Annotated in this window: 26 protein-coding genes, 1 pseudogene and 2 riboswitches; of the genes and pseudogenes, 20 read left to right on the top strand and 7 right to left on the bottom strand. The window is 63.9% G+C overall.

What is annotated here, in order from left to right; genetic code table 11:
• Nucleotides 1-43: 43 nt before the first annotated feature.
• Nucleotides 44-628, top strand: a complete 585-nt coding sequence (locus ACI7M0_RS16775) for a LysE family translocator (protein ID WP_104962080.1) — start codon at nt 44-46, stop codon at nt 626-628.
• 39 nt (nt 629-667) lie between these two features.
• Here ACI7M0_RS16775 and ACI7M0_RS16780 read toward each other — a convergent pair whose 3' ends face one another.
• Entirely contained in the window at nt 668-1867 is a 1200-nt protein-coding gene (locus ACI7M0_RS16780; protein WP_104962081.1) for a sugar transporter, read from the bottom strand.
• A gap of 206 nt (nt 1868-2073) precedes the next feature.
• Here ACI7M0_RS16780 and ACI7M0_RS16785 point away from each other — a divergent pair, with 206 nt between their 5' ends.
• A complete protein-coding gene (locus tag ACI7M0_RS16785) occupies nt 2074-3390 on the top strand; it encodes a hypothetical protein (RefSeq protein ID WP_129932514.1) in 1317 nt (438 codons plus the stop codon).
• A 110-nt stretch (nt 3391-3500) separates the two neighbouring features.
• Here the strand turns inward: ACI7M0_RS16785 and calA are convergent, their stop codons facing one another.
• Entirely contained in the window at nt 3501-4553 is a 1053-nt protein-coding gene (calA, locus tag ACI7M0_RS16790) for a vanillin reductase (RefSeq protein ID WP_014591583.1), read from the bottom strand.
• Nucleotides 4554-4734: 181 nt separating this feature from the next.
• On the opposite strand from calA, the gene ACI7M0_RS16795 reads away from it, so the two are divergent.
• Entirely contained in the window at nt 4735-5640 is a 906-nt protein-coding gene (locus ACI7M0_RS16795) for an AraC family transcriptional regulator (RefSeq protein ID WP_129932515.1), read from the top strand.
• Between the two features lie 44 nt (nt 5641-5684).
• On the opposite strand, the gene ACI7M0_RS16800 is transcribed toward ACI7M0_RS16795, so the two are convergent.
• A complete protein-coding gene (locus ACI7M0_RS16800) occupies nt 5685-6284 on the bottom strand; it encodes a TetR/AcrR family transcriptional regulator (protein WP_076403271.1) in 600 nt (199 codons plus the stop codon).
• Nucleotides 6285-6375: 91 nt separating this feature from the next.
• Between ACI7M0_RS16800 and ACI7M0_RS16805 the strand changes: the two genes are divergently transcribed.
• On the top strand, nt 6376-6972 hold the full coding sequence (locus ACI7M0_RS16805) for an NAD(P)H-dependent oxidoreductase (protein ID WP_129932516.1): 597 nt from the start codon (nt 6376-6378) through the stop codon (nt 6970-6972).
• Between the two features lie 7 nt (nt 6973-6979).
• Nucleotides 6980-7675 (top strand): annotated as a pseudogene (locus ACI7M0_RS16810) (TonB-dependent siderophore receptor); the annotation flags it as partial.
• A 7-nt stretch (nt 7676-7682) separates the two neighbouring features.
• Here ACI7M0_RS16810 and thpR read toward each other — a convergent pair.
• Nucleotides 7683-8228, bottom strand: a complete 546-nt coding sequence (thpR, locus tag ACI7M0_RS16815) for an RNA 2',3'-cyclic phosphodiesterase (protein ID WP_104962084.1) — start codon at nt 8226-8228, stop codon at nt 7683-7685.
• Nucleotides 8229-8386: 158 nt separating this feature from the next.
• On the opposite strand from thpR, the gene lpxO reads away from it, so the two are divergent.
• From lpxO to ACI7M0_RS16860, 9 genes are all read left to right on the top strand, one after another.
• On the top strand, nt 8387-9286 hold the full coding sequence (gene lpxO, locus ACI7M0_RS16820; protein ID WP_020193192.1) for a lipid A hydroxylase LpxO: 900 nt from the start codon (nt 8387-8389) through the stop codon (nt 9284-9286).
• Between the two features lie 119 nt (nt 9287-9405).
• Nucleotides 9406-9750 (top strand): carboxymuconolactone decarboxylase family protein, encoded by a 345-nt coding sequence (locus ACI7M0_RS16825; protein WP_014591592.1) that lies wholly within the window; start codon nt 9406-9408, stop codon nt 9748-9750.
• A 78-nt stretch (nt 9751-9828) separates the two neighbouring features.
• Nucleotides 9829-10398: a GNAT family N-acetyltransferase gene (locus ACI7M0_RS16830; protein WP_049587612.1), complete on the top strand. Its 570-nt coding sequence runs from the start codon at nt 9829-9831 to the stop codon at nt 10396-10398.
• Between the two features lie 155 nt (nt 10399-10553).
• A riboswitch (cobalamin riboswitch) is annotated at nt 10554-10762 on the top strand.
• A gap of 108 nt (nt 10763-10870) precedes the next feature.
• Entirely contained in the window at nt 10871-12997 is a 2127-nt protein-coding gene (locus tag ACI7M0_RS16835) for a TonB-dependent siderophore receptor (protein ID WP_129932517.1), read from the top strand.
• Between the two features lie 108 nt (nt 12998-13105).
• The gene (locus ACI7M0_RS16840) at nt 13106-14272 is read left to right on the top strand and encodes a DUF1624 domain-containing protein (protein WP_129932518.1); all 1167 of its coding nucleotides are present in this window, start codon (nt 13106-13108) and stop codon (nt 14270-14272) included.
• 28 nt (nt 14273-14300) lie between these two features.
• Nucleotides 14301-14499, top strand: a riboswitch (cobalamin riboswitch).
• A gap of 110 nt (nt 14500-14609) precedes the next feature.
• Entirely contained in the window at nt 14610-15620 is a 1011-nt protein-coding gene (locus ACI7M0_RS16845; protein ID WP_064492444.1) for an ABC transporter substrate-binding protein, read from the top strand.
• Nucleotides 15620-16636 carry an iron ABC transporter permease gene (locus ACI7M0_RS16850; protein ID WP_129932519.1) on the top strand — a complete coding sequence of 339 codons (1017 nt, stop codon included), beginning with the start codon at nt 15620-15622 and terminating at the stop codon, nt 16634-16636. Before ACI7M0_RS16845 ends, ACI7M0_RS16850 begins: the two co-directional genes overlap by 1 nt.
• Complete coding sequence (locus ACI7M0_RS16855; protein WP_129932520.1) at nt 16633-17421, top strand: ABC transporter ATP-binding protein; 789 nt, start codon at nt 16633-16635, stop codon at nt 17419-17421. The genes ACI7M0_RS16850 and ACI7M0_RS16855 overlap by 4 nt, the downstream gene beginning before the upstream one ends.
• A gap of 17 nt (nt 17422-17438) precedes the next feature.
• Nucleotides 17439-17873, top strand: coding sequence for a pseudoazurin (locus ACI7M0_RS16860; RefSeq protein ID WP_129932521.1), 435 nt, complete (start codon nt 17439-17441; stop codon nt 17871-17873).
• Between the two features lie 156 nt (nt 17874-18029).
• Here ACI7M0_RS16860 and ACI7M0_RS16865 read toward each other — a convergent pair whose 3' ends face one another.
• Nucleotides 18030-18527 (bottom strand): GNAT family N-acetyltransferase, encoded by a 498-nt coding sequence (locus ACI7M0_RS16865; protein ID WP_129932522.1) that lies wholly within the window; start codon nt 18525-18527, stop codon nt 18030-18032.
• Nucleotides 18528-18660: 133 nt separating this feature from the next.
• Here ACI7M0_RS16865 and ACI7M0_RS16870 point away from each other — a divergent pair, with 133 nt between their 5' ends.
• The 6 genes from ACI7M0_RS16870 to ACI7M0_RS16895 all read left to right on the top strand — a co-directional run bounded on the left by ACI7M0_RS16870 (nt 18661) and on the right by ACI7M0_RS16895 (nt 24703).
• The gene (locus tag ACI7M0_RS16870) at nt 18661-19140 is read left to right on the top strand and encodes a hypothetical protein (protein ID WP_010953367.1); all 480 of its coding nucleotides are present in this window, start codon (nt 18661-18663) and stop codon (nt 19138-19140) included.
• Nucleotides 19141-19199: 59 nt separating this feature from the next.
• The gene (locus tag ACI7M0_RS16875) at nt 19200-20771 is read left to right on the top strand and encodes a sensor domain-containing diguanylate cyclase (protein WP_104962089.1); all 1572 of its coding nucleotides are present in this window, start codon (nt 19200-19202) and stop codon (nt 20769-20771) included.
• Between the two features lie 159 nt (nt 20772-20930).
• Nucleotides 20931-21707, top strand: coding sequence for a ParA family protein (locus ACI7M0_RS16880; protein WP_129932523.1), 777 nt, complete (start codon nt 20931-20933; stop codon nt 21705-21707).
• Between the two features lie 180 nt (nt 21708-21887).
• Nucleotides 21888-23225: an MFS transporter gene (locus ACI7M0_RS16885; protein ID WP_064492437.1), complete on the top strand. Its 1338-nt coding sequence runs from the start codon at nt 21888-21890 to the stop codon at nt 23223-23225.
• Between the two features lie 183 nt (nt 23226-23408).
• A complete protein-coding gene (gene aroQ / locus ACI7M0_RS16890; RefSeq protein ID WP_014591603.1) occupies nt 23409-23858 on the top strand; it encodes a type II 3-dehydroquinate dehydratase in 450 nt (149 codons plus the stop codon).
• Entirely contained in the window at nt 23855-24703 is an 849-nt protein-coding gene (locus ACI7M0_RS16895; RefSeq protein ID WP_129932524.1) for a shikimate dehydrogenase, read from the top strand. Before aroQ ends, ACI7M0_RS16895 begins: the two co-directional genes overlap by 4 nt.
• Before the next feature lie 113 nt (nt 24704-24816).
• Here ACI7M0_RS16895 and ACI7M0_RS16900 read toward each other — a convergent pair whose 3' ends face one another.
• Nucleotides 24817-25332 carry a thioredoxin family protein gene (locus tag ACI7M0_RS16900; protein WP_049587599.1) on the bottom strand — a complete coding sequence of 172 codons (516 nt, stop codon included), beginning with the start codon at nt 25330-25332 and terminating at the stop codon, nt 24817-24819.
• Between the two features lie 10 nt (nt 25333-25342).
• Nucleotides 25343-25618 carry a DUF2790 domain-containing protein gene (locus ACI7M0_RS16905; RefSeq protein ID WP_129932525.1) on the bottom strand — a complete coding sequence of 92 codons (276 nt, stop codon included), beginning with the start codon at nt 25616-25618 and terminating at the stop codon, nt 25343-25345.
• Between the last annotated feature and the right edge of the window lie 94 nt (nt 25619-25712).

Genomic DNA, 25712 nt, shown 5'->3' on the forward strand with positions numbered 1-25712 from the left:
GGGCAGCGAGCATGGTGCTTCGATGTTACGGAGCCCATGAACCATGTCTGAGTCGTTGTTGCCCTTCATTCTGTTTGCCCTGGTATCCAGTATCAGCCCGGGGCCGACCAACCTGTTGATCCTGGCCCATGGCGCCCACCGGGGCCTGCGCGCAAGCCTGGCGCCGATCGTGGCGGCGTGTGGCGCGGCTGCAGCCATTGTGCTGCTCGTCGGGCTGGGGCTGGGCGAACTGCTGCTGCGCTACCCCCTGGCGCAACAGCTGATGAGCTGGGCCGGGGTGCTGTGGCTGAGCAGCCTGGCGTGGAAGATGCTGCGCAGTGCCGCCGCCCCGCTCCACGCGGCCACGGCACAAGGCTTCAGTGCGCTCAGTGCGGCCTCGTTGCAGGTGGTGAACCCCAAGGTGTGGTTGATGGCCGTGGCGGTGGTCGGGGTATTTGCCGCGCCGTCGTTGCCAGTGTGGCAGTTGGCGCTGGTGTTTTGGCTGATCGCTCTGCCGAGCATGGCCGCGTGGGCGGTGTTGGGGGTGGGGAGCGCCCGGTGGCTGCAGGCACCGGGGCGGTTGCGGGTGTTCAACCAGGTATTGGCGGGGGTTTTGTTGATATCGGCATGGGCTGCCGTATTGGCCTGAGCCTCTACTTGACCGACAAGGGGCCTGAGCGGCCTCGGCTCAACGTGTCAACGCCTCGCGAAAACGCCGGGTACTGGCAACGGCCAGTACCAGCCCGACCACTGCCACGCTGCCGCCCACCAGGCCGATATCCGCCACGTTCATCTGGCTGCTGACGATACTGCCCAGCAGCGCACCACCGCCAATGCCGATGTTGTAGATACCCGAGAACAGCGCCATGGCCACATCGGTGGCGTCGGACGCCAGCTTCAGGGTCTTGGACTGCAACGCCAGGCTGAAACTGAGAATGGCCACGCCCCAGAACATGCTCAGCACTGCGAACACATAGAAGTTGCCCGACAGCGGCAACATCAGCAACAGGCACGCGGCGAGTACCCCGATCGAACCCACCAGGAAGCCATGCGGGAAGCGGTCGCTGTAACGGCTGAACAACAACGAACCAAAAACCCCGGCACCGCCGAACAACAGCAGCAACAGTGTGGTGCGGTCGCCGCCGATCTGCGCTACGTGCAGGGCGAACGGCTCGATATAGCTGTAGGCCGTGAACTGCGCGGTAATGACCAGTGTCACCAACAAGTAGGTAATGACCAGTGCCGGGCGCTTGAACAGGACCGGCAGGCTGCGCAACGAACCGGAGTTCTGGCTGGGCAGCAGCGGCAGCGATTTCATCAGGCACAGCATGGTGGCTAGCGCTACCCCGCCAATGCTCAGGAACGTGATGCGCCAGCCCAGTGCCTCGCCCACCACACGGCCCAGCGGGATGCCCAGGACCATGGCCAGGGTAGTACCGGTGGCCAGCAGGCCCAGCGCCTTGGCCTGCTGGCCCGGCGGCGCCACACGCACCGCCAGCGAAGCGGTGATGGACCAGAACACCGCATGCGCCAGGGCAATGCCGATGCGGCTGACCAGCAGCATGGCGAAGCTTTGCGAAAGCCAGGACAGCAAGTGGCTGACAATGAACACCAGGAACACGAACAGCAGCAGACGCCGCCGTTCGATGTTGCGGGTCAGCAACATCATGGGCAACGAGGCCAGTGCCACGATCCAGGCATAGATGGTCAGCATCAGGCCGACCTGGGCAGTGCTCATGTCGAAGCTGCGGCCAATGTCACTGAGCAGCGCCACCGGGACGAACTCGGTGGTGTTGAAAATGAAGGCCGCCAAGGCCAGGGCGATGACGCTCAGCCAGCTGCCGCTGCCCGTTGTGGGCGGCAGGTGCGTGGGTATGGGTCCGTTCATGGGTGGAAACCGCTTCTCCGCAGACAAGGCAACAGGTCGCACGCCAGCCACCCGCTTGCAGGGCTGCCAACGTACGTTTTTGTTATGGATAGGAATGCCCGGCATGGTACGCGCCAAGCTGGGGCCTCACAACCGCAGGGCAGGAAGAAGGAGTACCATGCGCGCTTTGTGTGAAACGCGTGTGCAACAAGGAGCCCGATCCGCTCATGGACAAGCAACACCCCCAGCAGCAGTGGCAGCAGGCAGTCATCGCCTATGCCCAGGCCGTCAACGACTACGTCGCGCAGGGCCGTGTGCACGGCTGGGACAACCTCGAAGAGCCGCAGGCACCTGCCACCGAACACCTGCTCGACGCCTGGCTGGCAGCCCTGCGGGCAGCCAACCGCCCTGGCGTCGACGAACCGCAGCGCCAGGCATTCCGCAAGGCCTGGCCACCCGCACACCACCCCTTGATACCGTTGCTCGAAGACCACGGCCAAGGCATCAGCCATGTCCTGCTGCTGGAAGATGGCAGCCTGCTGGCCCGCATCGGCATGCCTTACGACAAGGGCCAGGTGTTGCGTATCGACCACCATGGGGTAACCCCGGTCATCGGCATCGAACACTTTGGCCGCTGCCCCGCGCGGCGCTACTTCGCCCTGGCCAATGCCGAGGGAGTGCGTGTGACCGATGGCTGGGGCGGCCCGCAAGTGCAACGCCTGGCCTGGCCCACCGGGCTGGAGGGGTTGCCGCCAGGTTACCCGTTCGAGCCGTTCGACCTGCCGCCCACACCGACCGCGTTGATCCCCTTCCCCGATGGCCAGCGAGTGCTGCTGGTGAGCGCCGAAGGTATCTTCGTGCTGGCCACTCAAGGTGCGACTCGCCTGCTGCCACAGCAGGCACGCGTGCTCGAAGAGCTGGCCGAGGGCACCGACCCGGACGACATCAGCCTGGGGCTGAGCATGGAGCATGGTGCGGTGTCGGCGGATGGCCGGCTGATCGTCGTGGGTGAGCAATGCAGCCGACACCTTGTTCTGGACGAACGACTCAAGCCGCTGGCGCACATCGGCCCGGGCAGTGAATACCCGCACTTTGCCTTGTTCAACCGCGCGGGGGACCAGTTGATCGTCAATGCCTGCCATTTCTACAGCGGTGCCACGCTGGCCGTGAGGGTGGCAGACCTGCACGGGCTGGATACCGATTACTACAGCCAGGACCCGCGTACCCCGCTGGTGCAGGATGGCGCAAGGGTGTATGCGGGGGTTGCGCGCGATGGCGAGTACATTGTGGGTGATGCCTATGGCTACCTGCGGGCGTTTGGCGAAGAGGGTACGGAGCATTGGCAGCATTACCTGGGCTCGACCATCAGTGCGATGGATATCAGCGCCGACGGGCAAACGCTGGTGGCGGCGAGCCATGCGGGGGTTATTTCGGTGATTGCGCTGGATAGCGGGCGGCCCGAGTGGCAGATCGGTACCGGGGCGCACGGCGAGGTGCGGCGATGGTTGTTCTGGAGGGGCTGGGACAAGCCAATGGCCTGGTAAAACGGCTGCATCGTTGCTGCCTGTACGGGCCCCACCGTGCGCAAGCCCTACATCACCCCTGTGTAGGAGCGGGCTTGCCCGCGAAGAGGCCCGTACAGGCAACCGATCAATCAGCCCTGTAGCGTGGCCATGTCGATCACGAACCGGTACTTCACATCACCGGCAATCATCCGCTCATAGGCCTGGTTGATGTTGCGGATATCCAGCATCTCGATATCGCAACGGATGTCGTGCTCGGCGCAGAAGTTCAGTACTTCCTGAGTCTCGGCAATCCCCCCGATCAACGACCCCGCCAGCACTCGGCGCTTCATCACCAGATTGGCCGCATGCAATGCCGGGTCGATCGGTTCGATCAGGCCGACCAGGATGTGCACACCGTCGAACTTCAGCGTTTCCAGGTACGGGTTGAGGTCGTGCTGCACCGGAATGGTGTCGAGCAGGAAATCGAAACGACCGGCAGCGGCGCGCATCTGCTCGGCATCGGTGGAGACGATCACATGGTCGGCCCCCTGGCGGCGCGCTTCCTCGGCCTTGGCTTGGGAGCGCGTAAACAGGGTCACTTCCGCACCCAGGGCCTTGGCCAGTTTGATGCCCATGTGGCCCAGGCCGCCCATGCCGAGGATGCCGATCTTGTGGCCCGGGCCAACGCCGTGGTGCTTGAGCGGCGAATAGGTGGTGATGCCGGCACACAGGATAGGTGCAGCGCTGGGCAGGTCCATGCCGGCCGGTATGCGCACCACGAAGTGCTCGCTGACCACGATGCTGCTGGAGTACCCGCCCATGGTGTTGCTGCCGTCGACCCGGTCCGGGGTGGCGTAGGTCATGGTCGGGCCTTCGAGGCAATATTGCTCCAGGTCCTTGGCGCAGGCTTCACAGGTACGGCACGAGTCGACCATGCAGCCGACGCCCACCAGGTCACCGACCTTGTGCGCGGTGACCTTGTCGCCCACCGCCGTGACCCGGCCGATGATCTCGTGGCCCGGCATCAGCGGGTACACGGCAATGCCCCATTCGTTGCGCGCCTGGTGGATGTCGGAGTGGCACACGCCGCAGTACAGGATGTCGATGGCGACATCATCCGGGCGCGGGCTGCGGCGTTGGAACGTCATGGGGGCCAGGGGGCTGGTGGGGGTTTGAGCGGCATAACCGATGGCGGTATACATGCAGGGCCTCGCAGTGAAGTGAAACGATTCAGGCGACGCATTTTGCGCGTCGTTCGCCGCCTCGCCCACGGCTGATTCTCCGGCATGCATGCCTGATTCTACGAAGATGCCAAGCTATAGCTGGCGCCACGCCCTCAATCTGCGATGATCAAGCTGTCTGATTCTCTGCCCTTGGTCCACCATGCAACTGACCCGTCACGTCGATGCCAATGCGCCGCTCTGCTCACTGATCCGCAGCCTCACCACGCGCCCGGGCTTCGTGCCCACCCTCCTGCCCCAGGTGCAGGTGCTGAGCTGGGACCACTATGTGGCCAGCAGCCCACAGATCTACGAACCCAGCCTCATGATCCTGGCCCAGGGCAGCAAACTGGCGCGCCTGGGGCCGCGTACCCTGGAGTACGGTGCAGGGCATTACCTGGTGCAGGCGTTGTCGGTGCCGTTCATGTGTGAAACCTTTGCCACCCACGAGGCGCCGCTGTTGGGCGTGGCGGTGGGCATCGACCGTGGCGTGCTGGGCGAGTTGGTGCAGAGCATGGGCCTGGCACCGGACGCTGAAGTGCAGGCGCAAACCCCGCAATCGATGACGTCGGCGGCACTGGATGCGCCCATGCGCGAAAGCGTGGAGCGGCTGCTGCGCTGCCTGCACGACCCGCTGGACGCCAAGGTGCTGGGCCCGGCGCGTGTGCGCGAAGTGCTGTACACCGCCCTGCGTGGCCCGCAGGCTGGTGTGCTGCGGGCACTGGTGGAGCAACAGGGGCACTTCGCCCGCATCGGTGCCGCCCTCGCCCACCTGCGCGAGCACTACGCCGAGCCGCTGAGCGTGGAGGCACTGGCCGCGCGGGCCAACATGAGCGTTTCGACCTTCCATGAACACTTCAAGCGCTGCACCGACATGGCACCGATGCAGTACCTCAAGCGCTTGCGGCTACTCAAGGCGCAGCAGATGCTGATTGGCGAAGGCCTGGGCGTGGCACAGGCTGCGCACCGGGTGGGCTATCAGAGCACCTCGCAGTTCAGCCGCGAGTACAAGCGCCAGTTCGAACGCAGCCCGGGGGATGAACAGCCCTATCAGAGCTTGCCTGTGTAGCGAAGCCAGTTTATCAAGCCTGCCCACACACAGTGGTCGGCGCTTCATGTTTGCCGTTCGACCATGGCGATAATTGCGGCCTTGAGCTCAGCCTTGGCCTGCCCGGCCTCCAGTTCCCCTGCTGCAGCCGCCTGGGACAGTGCATCCGCTGCCCCCACCAGCAGGCGCATGCCGGCAACCCCTACATTGCCGCTGGGCGAAAACCCGGCCAAGGCTTCGCGGCACTTGTCCAGGAACGGCTGCTCGTACGCCCGCTTCAGCGCCTCCATTTCCGGCGACCCGGCCAGCGCTGCCGACACCCCAGGTATCTCCCGGCCCTGGCTCATTACGCAGTCCACGTAGGCCTCGGCGATCACCCGGGCGCGGCTGGCCAGGCTGGCTTCACAGCTGGCCAAGGCTCGCGCCAGCATCTGCGACTGACGCGCATCGTATTCCTGGTACAGCGCCACCAGCAGCCCGTTGCGGGTCTCGAAATGGTCGTAGACCACCGGCTTGGTCACCCCCGCCTGTTCGGCCAGGCGGCCCAGGCTCAAGGCATCGGTACCCTCCTCCCGCACCAATTGCCAGGCCATATCCAGCAACTGTCTGCGTCGGTCGTCGCGGCTCAGGCGCTTGCGGGAACGTGCTTGATCATCGCTTGACATCGATTACCTACCAAAAGTAACTTACTAAGCGTAACTTACCTGGAGTATATAACGCTTCAGGCTACCCTGCATCCTTGAATGGAGAGCCACCATGCACGCTCTGATCGTCGTCGGTCACCATGACCCGCAATCCCTCACCCACGCGCTGGCCCGGCAGGTTGCCGACGGCCTGGCCAGCGTCGGCCACAGCAGCGAAATCGCCGACCTGGCCAGCGAAGGCTTCGACCCCCGCTTCAGCCTGGCAGACCATGCCGTGCACCGCCGGCTGGCAGCACCGCCGGCCGATGTACTCAACGAGCAGGCACGCATCGAGCGCGCCGATGCCCTGGTGCTGGTCTATCCGATCTACTGGTGGTCGCTGCCGGCCTTGCTCAAGGGCTGGGTCGAGCGGGTATTCAGCAACGGCTGGGCGTTCGACTATGAAGGGGGCACCACGGTCAAGAAATTGCGCGGCATGAAGGTTCATCTGGTCGGCATTGCAGGTGCCGATACAGGCACCTTCGAGCGGCATGGCTATGGCGAGGCAATGCGCGTGCAGATCGAGCACGGCATCTTCGACTATTGCGGCGCAAAGGTACTCAGTTCCACATTGCTGGATGACAGCGAAGGGGCTGACCAACTTCCCCACTTGCACCACGCACACGCTTTGGGCAAAAAACTGTTTGCAGATTGCCAGGCCGCAGCCTGAACCGGCACAGTACCCCTGGTACGCTAGCTACACCGACGTGTTCGTACCGCAAACCGAACGCGCCGTGGGCAATGCGCCGCTCAAACCGGTGATCGGCAGCAACTACGAAACGGGCCTGAAGGGCGAACTGCTCGACGGCCGGGTCAACGCCTCGATCGCATTGTTCCGATACGACCAGGAAAACCGCGCCGTCACCGACGTAGCCTCGGGCTTCGCCTGCGATGGCTGGTACTGCTCCACCGCAGCGGGCAAGGTGCGCAGCCCAGGCGTTGAAGCCGAAATCAGCGGCGAAGTGCTGAGTGGCCTGCAGCTGTTCGCAGGCTACACCTACAACACCACCAAGTACCTCGATGACCCTGACGAGAAAGGCCGCACCTTCAGCCAGTGGACACCCAAGCACATGCTGCGTGCATGGGCCGATTACACCCTGCCACTGGACGGCCAGCGCTGGAGCACCGGCCTGGGCTTCACCACCCAGAGCCACACCCTCGGCTACGAGCGTACCTACACCGTGCCTGGCTATACCGTGTGGAGCGCACGCCTGGCGTACCAGCTAACCCCCGAAGTGAACCTTGCCGTCAACGCCAACAACCTGTTCGACAAGAAGTACTGGGTTGCAGGCTTCAACCAGCTCAATGGCAGCAACAACTATGGCGAGCCACGCAACTTCATGCTGACAGTGAAATACACCCCGCAGCTCTGACCCCGGGTCAGCCTGCCAGCGGCCACTGCGCCAAGGGCCAGTAAGCGCCCTTGCGTGACTCGTAAAGCGTGAAGTGGCGCGCGCTGAGGTAGAACTCCGGCGCGCTGCTGGCCTCGGGTGGTTGCCCGCGGTAATCCCTAGACAGGGTCAAGTGTGGCCGATACTCACGGTTGGCCGCCTCCACCCCCAACGGCAGCAGGGCCTGCTGCAAGCCGTACACCAGTTGCAACAGGGCTGGCGGTGTCTGCTGTGGCTCCAGCACCAGCGCGCCGGCCCGCTGCCACACCTGCAAGCGGTCAAGCAGAAGCCGCGGTGCCCTGGCCGGCAGCGCCAGTTGATCGACTGCCGCACAGATCGCAGGCACCTGGGCGGTATCTACATCACCGAGGAACAGCAGCGTGACGTGGAAGTTGGCCGCCGGCACCGGCTTGCCGCTGCGCAGGTTCAGCCCGCGCCGCCACTGGGCCAGGTCACGGCGCTGGGCGTCGCTGACCGGCAAGGCGAAGAACAGCCGCTTGAACGGGCTACCGCTGGGACGTATATCCTGAACCATACAAACTCCCTGACATGAAACGTTTGCGCAAGACGGTAGGGTATTACACCAATGTCGCCCCGCAGTTTCATAACAATAAGTACAAACTGCCCCCATGATTGTTTATGCTGGCGGGCTCATGCCATGGCGCATGACCATTTTTCGACAAGTAAACGTCCATGAAAATTGCACTCGTACTTATCTTCGCCCTCTCGATCGCCTATGTTCACCTGCGCGGTCGGGTTCGCCACAAGCTGACTCGCCAGCTGGGCGACCACTCCAGCTTCCTGGCCCCGATCAACAGCTTCCTGTACCTGTTCTCCAAACACCCGGCCAAGCCCTACCTGCCGGTCGAGGCCTTTCCAGAACTGAAACCGCTGCAGGACCACTGGCAGGAGATCCGTGAGGAAGGCCGCCAGTTGCTGCACGTAGGCGAAATCAAGAAATCCGACAATTACGATGACGTCGGTTTCAACTCGTTCTTCAAGACCGGCTGGAAGCGCTTTTACCTGAAGTGGTATGGCGAAAGCCACCCGTCGGCAATGGCTCTTTGCCCACGCACGACCGAGCTGCTGCAAGGCATCGGCACGGTCAAGGCCGCCATGTTCGCCACCCTGCCCCCGGGAGCCAAGCTGGTGCGCCACCGTGACCCGTATGCCGGTTCGTACCGCTACCACCTAGGCCTGGACACGCCGAATGACGACGGCTGCTACATCGACGTGGACGGCGAGAAATACGCCTGGCGCGATGGCGAGGGGGTGATCTTCGACGAAACCTACATCCACTATGCAGCCAACACCACCGAGCACAACCGCATCATCCTGTTCTGCGACGTCGAACGCCCGCTCAAGTACCGCTGGGCAACCGCGTTCAACCGCTGGTTCAGCCGCAACGTGATGGCCGCTGCCGCTGCGCCCAACGACGCCAGCGACAAGACCGGTGGCATCAACCGCCTGTTCACCCGCATCTACAAGATCCGCGAGCGTGGCAAGGCGCTGAAGAAGCGCAACCGCATGCGCTACTACCTGGAAAAATGGGCAGTGGTCGCGGCGTTGGTGCTGGTGTTCATCTACATCTGAAGGCTGAAAGCAGGCCCCTGTACGAGTGGCCTGCGTTTACCCACCAAAGTACCGCCTCGCACGTGCCGCGCTTCGACTAGCCTGAAAGCTCCACTCGCAACCACCCCAAGGTGAAGACGATGAGCATGATGGACTGGGACGCCTACCGTAAGCAGTTGATGGCCGGCATCGGCGATCTCAAGCAACTCTCCCCCGACACCGTAGCCGGCTACATGACCGCCAGCGGTGCAGGTGCCAAGACCAACCACCTGGATGCCAAGACCCGCGAGCTGATTTCCTTGGCCGTGGCTGTGACCACCCGCTGCGACGGCTGTATCGCCGTGCATTCGCAGCAGGCCGTCAAAGCGGGTGCCAGCCGCGAGGAAATTGCCGAGGCCCTCGGCGTGGCCGTGGCCATGAACGCCGGTGCCGCGCTGGTGTACTCCGCCCGTGCAATGGACGCGGTGGGCAAGGCCAACGGTTGAGCACAAACGGCGTCGTCGCCCTTGCGCGACGGCGCCGCGCCACCCAGACTGAGCGGCTAACCCCGCGCAGGAACCCGCATGATCCACATTCGCCCCATGACGCCGGACGATTTCGATCGTTTCTGGCCCACCTTCCAGGCCATTGTCCAAGCCCGTGAAACCTACGCTTTCGATCCGGCCCTGAGCTTCGAACAGGCGCGCCAGCTGTGGCTGGAGCTGCCCTTGCACACGCTGCTGGCCGAAGAAGATGGCGAGCTACTGGGTTCGTATTACCTCAAGCCCAATGCTGCCGGGCCTGGTGCGCATGTGGGCAATTGCGGCTACATGGTCTGCGAACAGGCGCGCGGCCGGGGCGTAGCGCGCTTGATGTGCGAACACTCGCAAAAGCTGGCGCGCCAGGAAGGCTTTCTGGCATTGCAGTTCAACTCGGTGGTAGCCAGCAACGAAGTGGCCGTGGCGCTATGGCACAAGCTGGGCTTTGAAACAGTCGGACGTTTGCCCAAGGCCTACCGTCATGCCCGCCTGGGGCTGGTGGACTGCCTGGTGATGTACAAGTGGCTGGCGGATGAGCCGGTGGTGGAAAAGCCACCCCTGCTGATCGGGCGCAAGAACATCGAGGCACGGGTATCGCGGCGCCGCGGGCGCTAGCCATTTCAGGCAAGCCTGCCTTCCCGGCAAGCTCATCACGCTGGGGCCTGATGTTCTTGCCAAAGGGGTATCGGCACCGCAAGAACGCACAACCTGTTGTTTTTTCTCAGCATTCACAGCACGCCAACATTTGACGCCCCAGCATTTCAGTGGTCAGATGCGCGCCAGTTTCAGGTGCCCTGCGCCGCCGCGCGCAGGGTGAAACGGGAAACCGGTGCGTCGTGTTGCCCACGACAAGTCCGGTGCTGCCCCCGCAACGGTAAGCGAGCGAACCCTTCGAGATACCACTGTGCTCAAGCATGGGAAGGTGAAGGTTTCATGCCCCTCGCAAGCCCGGAGACCGGCCTGGAGCTTCACTTGGCAACCCGCGGTGGGCGGGCGCAGGCCGGAATCCGTGCGCGCGCCTGCCTGCATGGTTCGCCTTTGCGTGTTTTCCACCGGGATCCATTCATTCCTGCAGCAGTGGAACGACATGTCCCGTATGTTCAAGCTTCACCCCCTGGCGGCCTGCCTGGCCGTCGCCCTGCCGGCGCTGGCTGATGACCACGACCCGCAGCCTCTGGCCCTGCCTTCCACGGCCATCACCGACACCCAGGACAACCGCGCCATCGACCTGGCCACGCCGACCCAGGCCGGCTCGCGCCTTGGCCTCAGCGCCCTGGAAACACCGGCCAGCACCAGCAGCATCAGCGAACGGCAGATTCAGCAGCGCAACAACATCACGGTGCAGGATTCAGTGACCCGCTCGCCGGGCATCACCTTCGTCGGCTCCCCGGGGGACGGCGGTACTGGCCTGTCTGCCCGCGGCTTTGCCGGCCACAGCTCGGTGATGACCCTGTTCGACGGCGCGCGCCTGTACACCGGTGCCGGCACCCAGACCTTCCCGGTCGACCCGTGGATGGTCGAACGCATCGAGGTGATTCGCGGCCCGGCCTCGGTCCTCCATGGCGAAGGCGCCACCGGCGCAGTGATCAACGTGATCCCGAAAAAACCTTTTGCCGGCGAGGTGCGCAACCACCTGCGCCTGGGTTACGGCTCGTGGGACCGACAGCAGCTCGGCCTGGACAGCGGCGGCAGCCTCAGCGAGCGCCTGAGCTACCGCCTGACGCTGAACCAGCAGGACGGCAATGGCTGGGTCGACCGCACCGCTTCACGTAGCCTGGCCCTGAGCGCCGCGCTGCGTTTCGACGCCAGTGATGACCTCAGCTTCACGCTGGCCCATGACCGCGGCGATGCACAACCTGCCAACTACTACGGTACCCCGCTGATCGACGGCCACTACCGCAGCAGCCTGCGCAAGAAGAACTACAACGTGCAGAACGACGTGCAGCAGTACGTTGATGAATGGACCCGGCTCACGACCGACTGGGCGCTGAACGACCAGCTCAGCGCCAGCAACCAGCTGTACTACATCAAAAGCCGCCGCCACTGGCGCAACGCCGAGGACTACAGCTGGGACACCGGGCGTGAGCAGCTGCTGCGCGGCAGCTACCTGGAGATCAAGCACAACCAGGAACAGTTCGGTGACCGCCAGACCTTCACCTTCGACCACAGCCTGTTCGGCCTGGCCAGCAGGACCGTACTCGGTGCCGAGTACAACAAGGTGCGATTCAACGTCGACAGCAATTCACCCTACAACGATGTCGGCGGCGACTACATCGACCCGTGGCAGCCACAGCCAGGCTGGTTTCACAGCGCCTCGCCGTTGCGGCCGCAAACGCTCTCGACCACCCATACCTTTGCCCTGTTTGCCGAAAACCGCCTGCAATTGAGCGACCGCCTGTCTTTGGTTACCGGTGTACGTCGCGACCAGAACCACATCGACCGCAACAACCTGACCAACGACAGCCGCAGCGATCGCAGCCTGCAAGGGGGCAACTGGCGCGTCGGGCTGGTGTACGCACTCAACGACGACCTGTCGTTGTACGGCCAATACTCGACCAGCGAGGACGGGGTCAACAACCTCATCAGCCTCAGCCCCGCGCAGATGAACTATGACCTGACCGAGGCGAAGCAGACCGAGGTCGGCCTCAAGCAGCGCTTTTGGCAGGGACGTGGCGAATGGACGCTTGCCGCCTACCACATCGTCAAGAAAAAGCTGCTGGTGGACGACCCGATCACGCACGAGAAGCAACAAGCCGGGCAGCAGACCTCCGATGGCCTGGAAGCGACGCTGGAGCTGGCCCTGGCCCATCAGTGGCAGGTGTCGGCCAACGCATCGCTGGTACGTGCCAAGTACGACGACTTCGACGAAATGGTCGGCGGCATGCCGCAGGACCGGGCAGGCAACCGGCCGGCCAACGTGCCACGGCGTACCGCCAACCTTTGGTTGAGCAAAGGCTTCGGCCAGCAGGTGGAGGCCGGCATTGGGGCGCGCTATGTGGATGAGCGTTATGCCGATACCGCCAATACCCAGAGCGCCCCCGGGTACACCGTGGTCGATGCCAACATCGCCTGGCAGGTGTTGCCGGATGTGAAGTTGGGGTTGCAGTTGAACAACCTGTTCGATCGCGAGTATGTGCAGTCGGCGTTCAGCGGGCAGCAGTGGTTGATGGGGATGCCGCGGTCGTACTTCGCGACGGTGGATTACAGCTTCTGACCTGAATACCCCTTCACAGCACGGATGCACAAAAACCGCTACCAACCCTTCACCTGCTGGTTATAAGATAACGTTTTATATGACATTCATTACTATTAGCGTCTACCCATGACAAGCGCCATCGCCACGCCCACTCTGATCACCCAGCGCCTGCAGAGCATCGATGCCCTGCGCGGCCTGGTGATCCTGTTCATGCTCCTGGACCATGTCCGCGAGACTTTCCTCCTGCACCGCCAGGTCAGCGACCCCATGGCCATCGACACCACGGAACCGGCGCTTTTCTTCAGCCGCACCCTCGCCCACCTGTGTGCGCCTGTGTTCGTCCTGCTGACCGGCCTGTCGGCCTGGCTGTATGGCGAGAAGCATCAGGGCCGTGGCGACGTCTCGGCGTTCCTGTTCAAACGCGGGCTGTTCCTGGTGATGCTGGAGTTCACCCTGGTCAACTTCGCCTGGACCTTCCAGTTGCCCCCCAGCGTGATCTACCTGCAAGTGATCTGGGCCATCGGCGTCAGCATGATCGCCCTGTCGCTGCTGGTGTGGCTGCCGCGCGCCGCGCTGCTCGCCCTGGGCGCCAGCATCGTCGCCGGCCACAACCTGCTCGACGGCCTGCACTTTGGCGTGGATTCAGCCCTGCATGTGCCGTGGGCAATCCTGCATGATCGCGGCTGGCTGGCGTTTTCCGAAAACCTGCACCTGCGCACGTCTTACCCGGTGCTGCCGTGGATCGGCGTCATCGCCTTGGGCTACGGCCTGGGCCCCTGGTTCGCCCGCGGCAGCGATGCCGGCCAACGCCAGCAACACCTGCTGGTGGCGGGTTTGCTCGCGCTGCTTGGCTTTGTCCTGCTGCGCATGTTCAACGGTTACGGTGAGGCACCGTGGAGCGGTTACCCAACCTTCACGCAAACCCTGATGAGCTTCTTCAACATCACCAAATACCCACCGTCGCTGCTGTTCCTGACCCTGACCCTGGGCTGCGGCCTGTTGTTGTTGCGCGCGTTCGAACGGGCCGGCCAGGCGCGCTGGATCACTGCCCTGGCGGTGTTCGGTGCGGCACCGATGTTCTTCTATCTGCTGCACCTGTATGTGCTGAAGCTGCTGTACCTGGCCTGCGTGGCGCTGTTCGGGCTCAACCATGGCGACTACTTCGGTTTCGACGGTATTGCAGCGGTGTGGCTGGGCGCGGTGCTGCTGGCGGTTGCGCTGTACCTGCCGGTGCGCGGGTTCGCCCGCCTGAAGCAGCGTCGCCGCGACATCCGTTGGCTGAAGTACTTCTGAAAAGCGTTTTCACCTGGCGGCGCGATGGTCTACCATGCGGGCCGCCGGTTTCCACCACGGAACTAACAGGGAATCCCAGGCCTGCCAATACAGGCCAATCGGAACTGCCCCCGCAACTGTAGGTGCCGAGCCTGCTCCATCGATGCCACTGGGCCTGCCGCCCGGGAAGGCCGGAGCCGGGCCGTGACGCACCAGTCAGGAGACCTGCCGGCCTACATTCACCAACCGGCGGGGTGTCCGGGATTGGCCATCCGTGTTGCCCCAGCCACCCGCTGGGGCTCGGCGATGCCTGTCCGTGCGTTCCTCACCAGAACTGTCCGATAGGAGATCGCCCAGCATGCTGCCCCGTTTCGCCACCCTGCTCGCGGGCCTAAGCCTCACTGGCCTGGCCCAGGCCGCTGCCACCCACTACCCGCTGACGGTCGACAACTGCGGCAAGCCGCAGGTTTTTGCCCAGGCGCCGCAGCGCGCCGTCACCATCGGCCAGGCCGGTACCGAGCTGCTCTATGCCTTGGGGCTGGGTGACAAGCTGGCGGGCACCTCGCTGTGGTTCAACAACGTATTGCCGGAATACCAGGCGGTGAACGCCAAGGTGCCGCGCCTGGCCGACAACGACCCCAGCTTCGAGGCGGTGGTCGGCAAGCGCCCGCAGCTGGTCGCGGCGCAGTTCGAATGGATGGTCGGTGCCCAGGGCGTGGTCGCCACCCGCGAGCAGTTCGATGAGCTGAAGATCCCCACCTACGTGCTGCCATCGGACTGCGAGGGCAAGGACAACCTGGTCGGTGCAGACGGCACCCGCCTGCAAGCGTTCCAGGTAGACAGCATCTACAAGAGCGTCAGCGAACTGGCCGAGATCTTCGACGTTCAGGACCGCGGCGCGGCACTGAACGCCGAATTGCAAGGGCGCCTCGACAGCGCCAGGGCACAACTGGCCGGCAAGGACCTGTCGGCAACTTCGGCGCTGTTCTGGTTCTCAAGCGCTGATCTTGACATCGACCCCTATGTGGCCGGCCGCCAGGGTGTCGCCGACTTCATGCTGCGCACCCTCGGTGTGCGCAACGTGGTCGAGTCCAGCGAAGAATGGCCAAGCGTAGGCTGGGAAACCTTGGCCAAGGCCAATCCGACCTGGCTGATCATCGCGCGCATGGACCGCCGCCGTTTCCCCGCCGACGACTACCAGAAAAAGCTCGAATTCCTGCGCAGTGACCCGGTAACCCGCAACATGGACGCGGTGAAGCACGACCGCATCATTATCCTCGACGCCGACGCCATGCAGGCCGGCATCCGCCTGTTCCGCGGCGTGCAGACGCTGTCCACGGCCTTCGCCAGCGGTAAAGCAGCCCCGTGATGATCCGCCTGTTACCCTGCATCGCGGTTGCCCTGGCCGCCCTGTTGGCCGCCCTGCTGGCCGGGACCGCCATCGGCGAAACCAACCTGTCCCCCAGCGTGGTCGGCCAGGTGCTGGCCAACCACCTGTGGCAAGCCGCCTACCCGGTGGACCCGATCGACGCCGGCATCGTCTGGAACTACCGCCTGACCCGCACCCTGGTCGCGGCCGCTTGCGGCGCCGGGCTGGCCACCTGTGGTGTCATCCTGCAGGCGATGTTGCGCAACCCACTGGCAGAGCCCTACCTGCTGGGGCTGTCTGCCGGCGCCTCGACCGGCGCGGTACTGGTCGGCCTGTTGGGCCTGGGTAGCCTGGCATTAAGCATGTCCGCAGGGGCTTTCATCGGTGCCGGGGCCGCATTCGCCCTGGTGCTGGTGCTGGCCCGCGCGGCCGGCCCGAGCAGCAACAATGCACAAGTCATCCTTGCCGGTATCGCCGGCTCGCAGCTGTTCAATGCACTGACCGCCTTCCTGATCACCAAGTCGGCCACCGCCGAACAGGCGCGCGGCATCCTGTTCTGGCTGCTGGGCAACCTGAGCGGCGTGCGCTGGCCTTCGGTGTGGCTGGCCGTACCGGTGGCGGTTTTCGGCTTGCTGGTGTGCCTGTGGCATCGCCGTGCGCTGGATGCCTTCACCTTCGGTGCCGATTCGGCCGCCTCGCTGGGCATCCCGGTGCGGCGCACCCAGTTGCTGCTGATCAGTTGTGCAGCGTTGGTGACGGCGGTGATGGTGTCCATTGTCGGCGCCATCGGTTTTGTCGGGCTGGTTATCCCCCATGCCCTGCGCCTTCTGCTCGGCCCCGGGCACAGCCGTCTGTTGCCCGCCAGCGCACTGGGCGGTGCGCTGTTCCTGATTGCGGCAGACATTCTTTCGCGCACGCTGATCACCGACCAGGTGATCCCGGTGGGCGTGGTTACGGCGCTGATCGGTGCCCCCGTATTCGCGCTGATTCTGGTCAGCCGTCGGGGGCGCCCATGACCGCCATGGCAGCTGTTCGCATCCCTCCGCTGGCCTGCCATGGGCTGGGGCTGCAACTGGCCGGCAATACCGTGCTCAGCGATATCGACCTTCGCGTTGTCGCCGGTGAAACCCTGGGCATCGTCGGCCCCAACGGCTCGGGTAAATCCTCGCTGTTGAAGTTGCTGGCAGGGCTGCGCAAACCCGCCTGCGGCAGTGTGCAGCTCCTGGGTGAGCCACTGGCACAGATGCCCCGCCGCCGTGTTGCCCAGGCGCTGGCGCTGGTCGAGCAGCAGGCCGACACCCTCGATGCGATCAGTGTGTTCGACGCGGTTGCCTTGGGCCGCACGCCGTGGCTCTCGGCCCTGGCACCGTTCTCCCGGCAAGACTGCGCCATCGTCGAGCAAGCCCTGGCCGACCTCGACGCCCTGCACCTGCGCACGCGCCTGTGGGGGTCGCTGTCCGGTGGCGAGCGCCAGCGTGTGCACATCGCCCGCGCGCTGGCCCAACGGCCACAGGTGCTGCTGCTGGACGAACCGACCAACCACCTGGACATTCAGCATCAGCTGAGCCTGCTGCAACAAGTGCAGGCGCTGCCGGTTACCACCCTGGTGGCGCTGCATGACCTCAACCAGGCGCTGACCTGCGACCGTGTCGCGGTTCTCGACAAGGGCCGTCTCGTCGCCCTCGGCAAACCCTTCGAAGTGCTTACCCCAGAGCGCCTGCTAAGCACCTTCGGCGTCCACGCCCACTACCTCACCGACCCTTTCGACGGCGTGCGCATCCTGCGCTTTCGCGCCCCCTGAACCTGGTAGGCCTGCCCATGCTGTTGCGCCCTGTCGCCCTGCTGCTCGCCAGCACCCTGCTTGCCCCGACTGCACTGGCCGAAGTGCATGAAGTGAAAATGCTCAACCGTGGCAGCGACGGCGCCATGGTCTACGAGCCTGACCACTTGCGCATTGCCCCCGGCGACAGCGTGCGCTTCCTGCCGAGCCACAGCGGGCATAATGCCGCCAGCGTGGCGGGCCTGCTACCCACCGGTGCCGAACCGTTCAAGAGCAAGCTGAACCAGCCGTTCGAGCACACCTTCAGCGTGCCGGGCGTTTACGGTATCCAGTGCATTCCACACATGGCCATGGGCATGGTCATGGTGATCCAGGTCGGTGACGCGCCTGCAGCCGAATTGCCGGCCAGCTTGCCGGCGCGGGCCAAAGCCCGCTTTGCCGCACAGTTGCAAAAGCTCGAGGCCGGGCAGTGAGGCGGCTATTCGGGCCGCTCACACCCTGGCCGACTCCGCCCAGTTGCGAAGCATTGGCTATGCCGAGGATGGCAACTGGAACCTCCTCAACCGCAGTGCGTTCGACCCAGTGACTCAGGGCGCGATCTTCATAGCCAATAGGAACGTTCCCACAGGTCAGCGTAATCGCAACTGCATGTGCGTGGTCTGCCACACCGGGTCTTGCTCCACATCCACCACCGTGAAGCCTTGCCGCTCCCAGAACGCAATGGCACCCGGCAGAAACGGATGAGTATGCAAGTAAAGGCAGTCCAAGCCCGCTTGCATCGCCCGTTCGCGCAAGGCACCAAACAAGGCAGCAGCCAGGCCATGCCTGCGGTAGGCCGGCAACACGAACAGCCGCACCACCTCGACTACCCGCTCTGCGCGGTAATCAAGCTGGGCAAAGCGATGGTCATAGGGCAAGTAACCGATCACCGCAACCAGCCGCCCACCCTCACGGGCTTCCAGAAAGCAGCCGGCGCCGTCCAGGTAAGTGTCGGCGAAATGCGCCAGGTCACGCGGCAAGGGTGCGTTGGCGAGCATCGGAAAAAGCGCGCGGCGAGCGCTGTCGACAAACGCCAGCACTTCGGCAATGGCGTCACGCGCCACGGGTCGCAGGGTCCAGTTCGGCATCGGGCTGTTGCCAGTGTGGTTGGGAGCGTAGGGTTCTACCGCAGCGTGCCGCTCAAGGCAAATCACGGGGCTCGTCGCGGCAAGGCGGACATCGGTATAATCAGCAGTCTTCACTGCCCGACCAGGCCACACCATGCCTCGCCTCCCGAAGTTGCTGTTACCCCTGTTGCTGGCTGCTGCACTCACCGCCTGCGACCAGAAACCCTCCCGTGAAGAACAGATCCTCAGCCAGCTGCCGCTGCAGGACGCCTACACGCACAACATCGAGCGCATGTCCGCGCTGCTGGGCCGCAGTCATCCGCAGTTGTCGCAAGCGACCATCCAGGACGTACTGCGCAAGCACCTCACCGTCGAGGACCAGCGCCGGGACCTGTTCCGCCTGTACAGCGAAAAGAACTTCAGCGACGCCGAATTCGCCACCATCGTCGCCGCCACCCAGGACCCAGCCAAAGCTCGCGCCCTGGAAGACACCGAAGCCGGCAAACGCTTGAGCGAAAAACTCACCGCCCTGATGCGCGAAACCGCCCGCGATGTGAACGTGCAGGCCTTGGTCGAGCAGCGCATGCAACGGGTGGAAGACGAACTTGAGGCGCTGGACAATGCAGGCTCTTGAGCGCTGCTGGCCAAGGTAACTTCCGTTCAGCCGCCCTTTACGATCACCCGAGGTCAGGATTGACACACACCAAGCATGGATTGCGCCTGGATCTACGTACACTCATTCTGGTGCTCTGCGCCCTCACCGCGGTGGTCATGCTGTGCGCCAGCTATTTCGCCAGCTACCGGGTGCAGCGCCAGCTATTGATCGACAATGCCCTGGAAGCCAACCGGGTGTATGCGACAAAGCTGGCCAGCATCACCGAAACCTTCATAGGCAATGCCTTGCAGCAACTGATGTTCAGCGCCAGCGTACAAAGCCGGCAGTTGAGCGATGCCGCTGCGCTGCAGGTGGAAAGCGACCGCCTACTGGGCCAAAGCATGGCCTTCAACTCCACCTTCGTGATCGATGCCAACGGTGTACTGCTGGCAGTATCCCCCGCCCCGCTACGCCACCTGGTCGGCACCCACGTGCAGTCACCCGGCGCTCTGGAAGCCCTGCACGAACGCCGTCCACTGGTTTCCACGCCCTACCTGTCGGCGGCCGACAACCTGGTTGTGGCGCTGTCGCAACCCATTTTCGATCGCAACGGCCGCTACCTGGGGTATGTGGGTGGCAGCCTGTACCTGCGTGAACGCAACATCCTCAACAGCCTGCTGGGCGAGCATTTCTACAAGGACGGTTCGTACCTGTATGTGGTCGACCGCAACCGACGCCTGCTGTACCACCCCCGTAGCGAGCGGGTAGGCACGGTGGTGGAGGGCAATGCGCTGGTCGACCAGATGGAGACACTGGACAGTGGTACCCGGCAACTGACCAATAGCCTGGGCGTGGAAATGCTCGCTGGCTTCGCCACTGTGCCCAGCGCCGGCTGGGGCGTGGTAGCGCAGCAGCCCTTGGCGCAGACGGTGGCGCCGTTGCACCATCTGGTGCTGAACGTGATCGCCAGTTCGGCGCCCTTGGCGCTGGTTGGCAGCCTGCTGCTGTGGTGGCTGGCCCGTACCATCGCCCGCCCGCTGTGGAAACTCGCCGCCGGTGCCCGCACGATGGACCGCGCCGGTACCGCCGAGCATTTGCATCAGGTGCGGGCCTGGTACTTCGAGGCGGCCGAGCTCAAGCGCGCGTTGCTGTTCAGCCTGAACTTGCTGCAAGAGCGTATCGGCCGGCTCAATCGGGACGCCCAGACCGATCCGCTGACCGGCCTGGGCAACCGCCGCAGCCTGGAAATCAGCCTGTCGTTGCTGGAGGCTGAAAACCGGGAGTTTGCAGCCATTGCGCTGGATATCGACCACTTCAAGCGGATAAATGATAGCCATGGACACGACGTGGGCGACCAGGTACTGCGCCAACTGGCGGAGATCATGCGCCGTTGTTGCCGCGAGGGCGATCTGTTGTGTCGCACCGGCGGCGAGGAGTTCCTGATATTGCTGCCTGGGGCCACCCTGAACGTGGCGGCCGCGGTGGCCGAACGGTTGCGGGTGACCGTACAGGAGATGCCGGTGGAATCGGTGGGCGCCGTGACGATTTCGCTGGGGGTGACGCACTGGGATGGCGAGACTCATGGCGAGCCCATGAACGCACTGGGCGAGGCTGACCGGGCGCTTTACCGGGCCAAGCAAGAGGGGCGCAACCGGGTCGCTTTTGCCTGAACGTCTTATGTTGTACCCATCGGGCGGGCTTGCCCGTGAAAATGCCGGGACAGGCAACGATGATTCGGTGGTTTGTAACAATTCCTGTCATAAAACTGCAGCGTTTCAGTCATAGGATTGACCCCGACCTGACATTTTTACTTCATGGATGAGCGTCTCATGCGTCGTGTGGTTTTCAATCAGAAAGGTGGCGTCGGCAAATCCAGCATCGCCTGCAACCTCGCCGCTGCCAGCGCCGCCGAGGGCTACCGTACCTTGCTGGTCGACCTCGACCCGCAGGCCAATGCCACCTTCTACCTCACCGGGCTGGTCAACGACACCATTCCACCCGGCATCGCCGACTTCTTCCGCCAGACCTTGTCGCCGGTTACCGCCGCCGGCAAGAAGCACCGCGTGGCAATCACCGAAACCCGCTACGACAACCTGCACCTGGTCACCGCCAGCCCAGACCTCAGCGACCTGCAAAGCAAGCTGGAGAGCAAGTTCAAGATCAACAAGCTGCGCAAGTTGCTTGTGGCACTGGAAGAGGACTATGAGCGGATCTACATCGACACCCCACCCGCACTGAATTTCTACACCTTCAGCGCGCTGGTGGCGGCCGAGCGCCTGTTGATTCCGTTCGACTGCGACAGTTTCTCGCGCCAGGCCCTGCACAGTGTCATGGCCGAGGTCGAAGAACTGCGCCAGGACCACAACCCCGCGCTGCAGGTGGAAGGTGTGGTGGTCAATCAGTTCGCCGGCCGCACCGCGCTGCACCAGACCCTGGTCGAGCAGCTGCGCAACGAAGGCATGCCGGTGCTGCCGGTGTACCTGAGCAGTTCGATCAAGATGCGTGAATCGCACCATGCCTCGGTGCCATTAGTGCATTTGGCGCCGCGGCATAAACTTGCCCTGGAGTTCATCGACTTGCTGGATGTGCTTGAGCGTGCGGCCTGACAGGCCGTTGGGGGCACTCCGGCTATAACCTGCTGCACCGGTCGAATCAGGTATACCGAGGTCGCCCTCGACAAAGCGCCTTGCAGCGCTCGGCTATCTACTGGCAAGCACAATAACGATGGCGCGGCCCTACTGCGCCACTTTCAACATGGCTGCCAAAGGAAACCGGAGAGCACCCGCATGTCCGCACATCATGAGGTATCCCCCGCCACCCTGCGCAGGGTGATTGCCGCTTCGGCCATCGGCAATTTCGTCGAATGGTTCGACTTCGCCGTGTACGGCTTTCTCGCCACGCTGATCGCCAGCCAGTTCTTCGCCAGCGAAGACGCCAGCGTGGCCTTGCTCAAAACCTTCGCGGTGTTCGCCGTGGCCTTTGCGCTGCGCCCTTTGGGCGGCATCGTCTTTGGCGCCTTGGGCGACCGCCTGGGACGCAAGCGCATCCTGTCGCTGACCATCTTGCTGATGGCCGGCTCCACCACGTTGATCGGCCTGCTGCCGACCTACGCCAGTATCGGCCTGGCAGCCCCGGCGCTGCTGACCCTGGCCCGCTGCCTGCAGGGTTTTTCTGCCGGCGGCGAATATGCCGGGGCCTGCGCCTACCTGATGGAGCACGCGCCTGACGACAAGCGTGCCTTTTATGGCAGCTTCGTGCCTGTGTCGACCTTTTCCGCCTTTGCCTGTGCGGCAGTGATCGCTTATGGCCTGGAAGCCAGCCTGTCGACCGAGGCGATGAATGCCTGGGGTTGGCGCATTCCGTTCCTGATTGCCGCACCGCTGGGGCTGGTCGGCCTGTACCTGCGCTGGCGCATGGAAGAAACCCCGGCGTTCCGCGAAGCCGTCGCCCAGGGCAAGGAGCACGAGCATTCACCGCTGAAAGAAACCCTGCGCCACCATGGCCGGGTCATTCGCAACCTGGGGGCGTTCATTTCGCTGACCGCGTTGTCGTTCTACATGTTCACCACCTACTTCGCCACCTACCTGCAACTGGTCGGCAACCTGACCCGTGCGCAGTCACTGCTGGTGACCACGGTGGCCCTGCTGTTCGCCGCCGTGGGCTGCCCGCTGGCCGGGGCATTCTCGGACCGGGTGGGGCGACGCAAGACCATCGGCTTTACCTGCCTGTGGGTGATGCTTTGCGTGTTCCCGGCGTACTGGCTGGCCAGCTCTGGCTCGATGTCGGGTGCGCTGCTGGGGGTGATCCTGCTCGCGGTGGGGGCGTTGTGCAGCGGCGTGGTTACCGCAGCATTGCTGTCGGAAAGCTTCCCTACCCGTACCCGCTACACCGCTTCGGCGATTACCTACAACGTGGCCTACACGCTGTTTGGCGGCACAGCACCGCTGGTGGCAACCTGGCTCATCGGACAGACCGGCAGTAGCCTGGCACCGGCGTTCTACCTGGTGGTGATTGCGCTGGTGGCGTTGGTGGGCGGGTTGGCGTTGCCGGAAACGTCGCGGATTTCTTTGCATGAGGACGTAGGCGTGGACGGTGTGCGGGCTGGAGCCCGAAGGACCGTTTAAGCGTTCTGGGGCTGCCTTGCAGCCCCACATTCACAAATGTCTTCCTGCTGCCTTTCACGCCAATCCCCCTGAAGAAGTTCGATAATCGCCCACTTTCCCGGTGCGACGACCTTGTCCAATTGACGGAACTAACCAGTCAGTACAAAACTATGGGCATTCAACAACAACAAAGCGATGCCCGTCATGAAGCCCCTTATTCTCGTGCTCAACGGCCCCAACCTGAACATGCTGGGCACCCGCGAGCCTGCCCAGTACGGCCACGAAACCCTCGCTGATCTGGCTCAGGGATGCGCCGATACTGCCCAGGCCCACGGCCTGGAAATCGAATTCCGCCAGACCAACCACGAAGGCGAACTGATCGACTGGATCCACGCCGCCCGTGGCCGCTGCGCCGGCATCGTGATCAACCCTGGCGCCTGGACGCACACCTCGGTCGCCATCCGCGATGCCCTGGTGGCCAGCGAACTGCCGGTGATCGAGGTGCACCTGTCCAACGTGCACAAACGCGAGCCGTTCCGTCACTTGTCGTTCGTATCGTCCATCGCCGTCGGTGTCATCTGCGGCCTGGGCAGCCACGGCTACCGCATGGCGCTGAGCCACTTCGCCGAGCTGTTGCAGGAGCGTGCGGCATGAGCCAGCAAGCCATCCTCGCCGGCCTGATCGGCCGCGGCATCCAACTGTCACGTACCCCGGCCCTGCACGAACACGAAGGCGACGCCCAGGCCCTGCGCTACCTGTACCGGCTGATCGACGCCGACCAGCTGCAACTGGACGACAGCGCCCTGCCCGGCCTGCTCGAAGCCGCGCAACATACCGGTTTCACCGGGCTGAACATTACCTACCCGTTCAAGCAGGCAATCCTGCCGTTGCTCGACGAGCTGTCTGACGAGGCCCGTGGTATCGGCGCGGTAAACACCGTGGTGCTCAAGGACGGCAAGCGCGTCGGCCACAACACCGATTGCCTGGGCTTTGCCGAAGGCTTGCGCCGTGGCCTGCCCGACGTTGCACGGCGCCAGGTGGTGCAGATGGGTGCCGGTGGCGCTGGCTCGGCCGTGGCCCATGCCCTGCTGGGTGAAGGGGTAGAACGGCTGGTGCTGTTCGAAGTGGATGCGACCCGTGCGCAGGCGTTGGTGGACAACCTGAACGCCCATTTCGGCGCGGAGCGCGCCGTGCTTGGCACCGACCTGGCCACAGCCTTGGCCGAAGCGGACGGGCTGGTCAACACCACGCCGGTGGGCATGGCCAAGCTACCGGGCACGCCACTGCCGGTGGAGTTGCTGCATCCCCGCCTGTGGGTGGCAGAGATCATCTACTTCCCGCTGGAGACCGAACTGCTGCGCGCGGCCCGGGCACTGGGCTGCCGCACGCTGGATGGCAGCAACATGGCGGTGTTCCAGGCGGTGAAGGCATTCGAGCTGTTCAGCGGGCGGCAGGCGGATGCGGCGCGAATGCAGGCGCACTTTGCCAGTTTCACCTGATAGAAAAGTGTTGGCTTCTTCGCGGGCACGCCCGCTCCTACAGGTACTGCGCAAACGTTACTGATTGCACTCTCCCTGTGGGGCATGCCCGCGAAGAGGCCGGTAGAGGAGAATCACCCTTTTTCATCCAGCAAAGCCTGTATCACCTGTTCCTGCCCACCATAATCCCCCTCGCCAAAGTGCACATGGCGCACCTGCCCCTTGCGGTCGACAAAGTAATGCGCCGGCCAGAACTGGTTGCCCCAGGCATTCCACACCTTGTAGTCATTGTCTACCGCCACCGGATACCCGATACCCAACCGGGCTACCTTGTCCCGCAAAGTCGCCACATCATGCTCGTAGTCGAACTCGGGCGTGTGCACCCCCACCACCACCAGCCCTTGATCGGCATAGCGCCGCGCCCAATCATTCACATGCGGCAGGCTGCGCCGGCAGTTGATGCAGTCCCAGGTCCAGAAGTCCACCAGCACCACCTTGCCCTTGAGCCCCGGGGCATCCAGGGGCGGCGAATTCAACCACTGGCTGGCGCCCGCCAGCGATGGCATGGCGCCGTAGCTGTCGCGTGCCTTCAGGTGCCCCGCCAATCCAAGCCCCGTCAGCGCCAGCGCAAAACCACCTGCCTTGAGCATCCGGCGCCGATCAGTTTTCATGGCAACCGTCCGTGGCATAGGTGAGGTACTGCACGCTTTGTCGCTGGCCATGGGAGTCAAGGTAGTCCATTCGGGTATTCACCAGGCCGCAGGCATTGTGCTGATCATCCTGCACCGACAGCACTTTCTTCACATCCAGAGGCTGACCGTAGCGGTACTGCATGACCCCGCCATCCTGCATCGGGGCAGTGGCGGCCTGGGCGACGATGGCACCGAAGCTGAGCACGGCGAACAGGCTGGCGCTGGCGATAGTCTTGAGGTTCATGGCTTCTCTCCTGGGTAACACTTGGGCGTGAGGAGTGTTGCTCCCCGGTCGAGAGCCATTTCACGTCAGCCAGGTATCCCGCATGTGTCGCCCA

Origin of the sequence: Pseudomonas sp. 10(2024), from assembly GCF_045164175.1 — a bacterium.
GTDB lineage: Bacteria > Pseudomonadota > Gammaproteobacteria > Pseudomonadales > Pseudomonadaceae > Aquipseudomonas > Aquipseudomonas alloputida.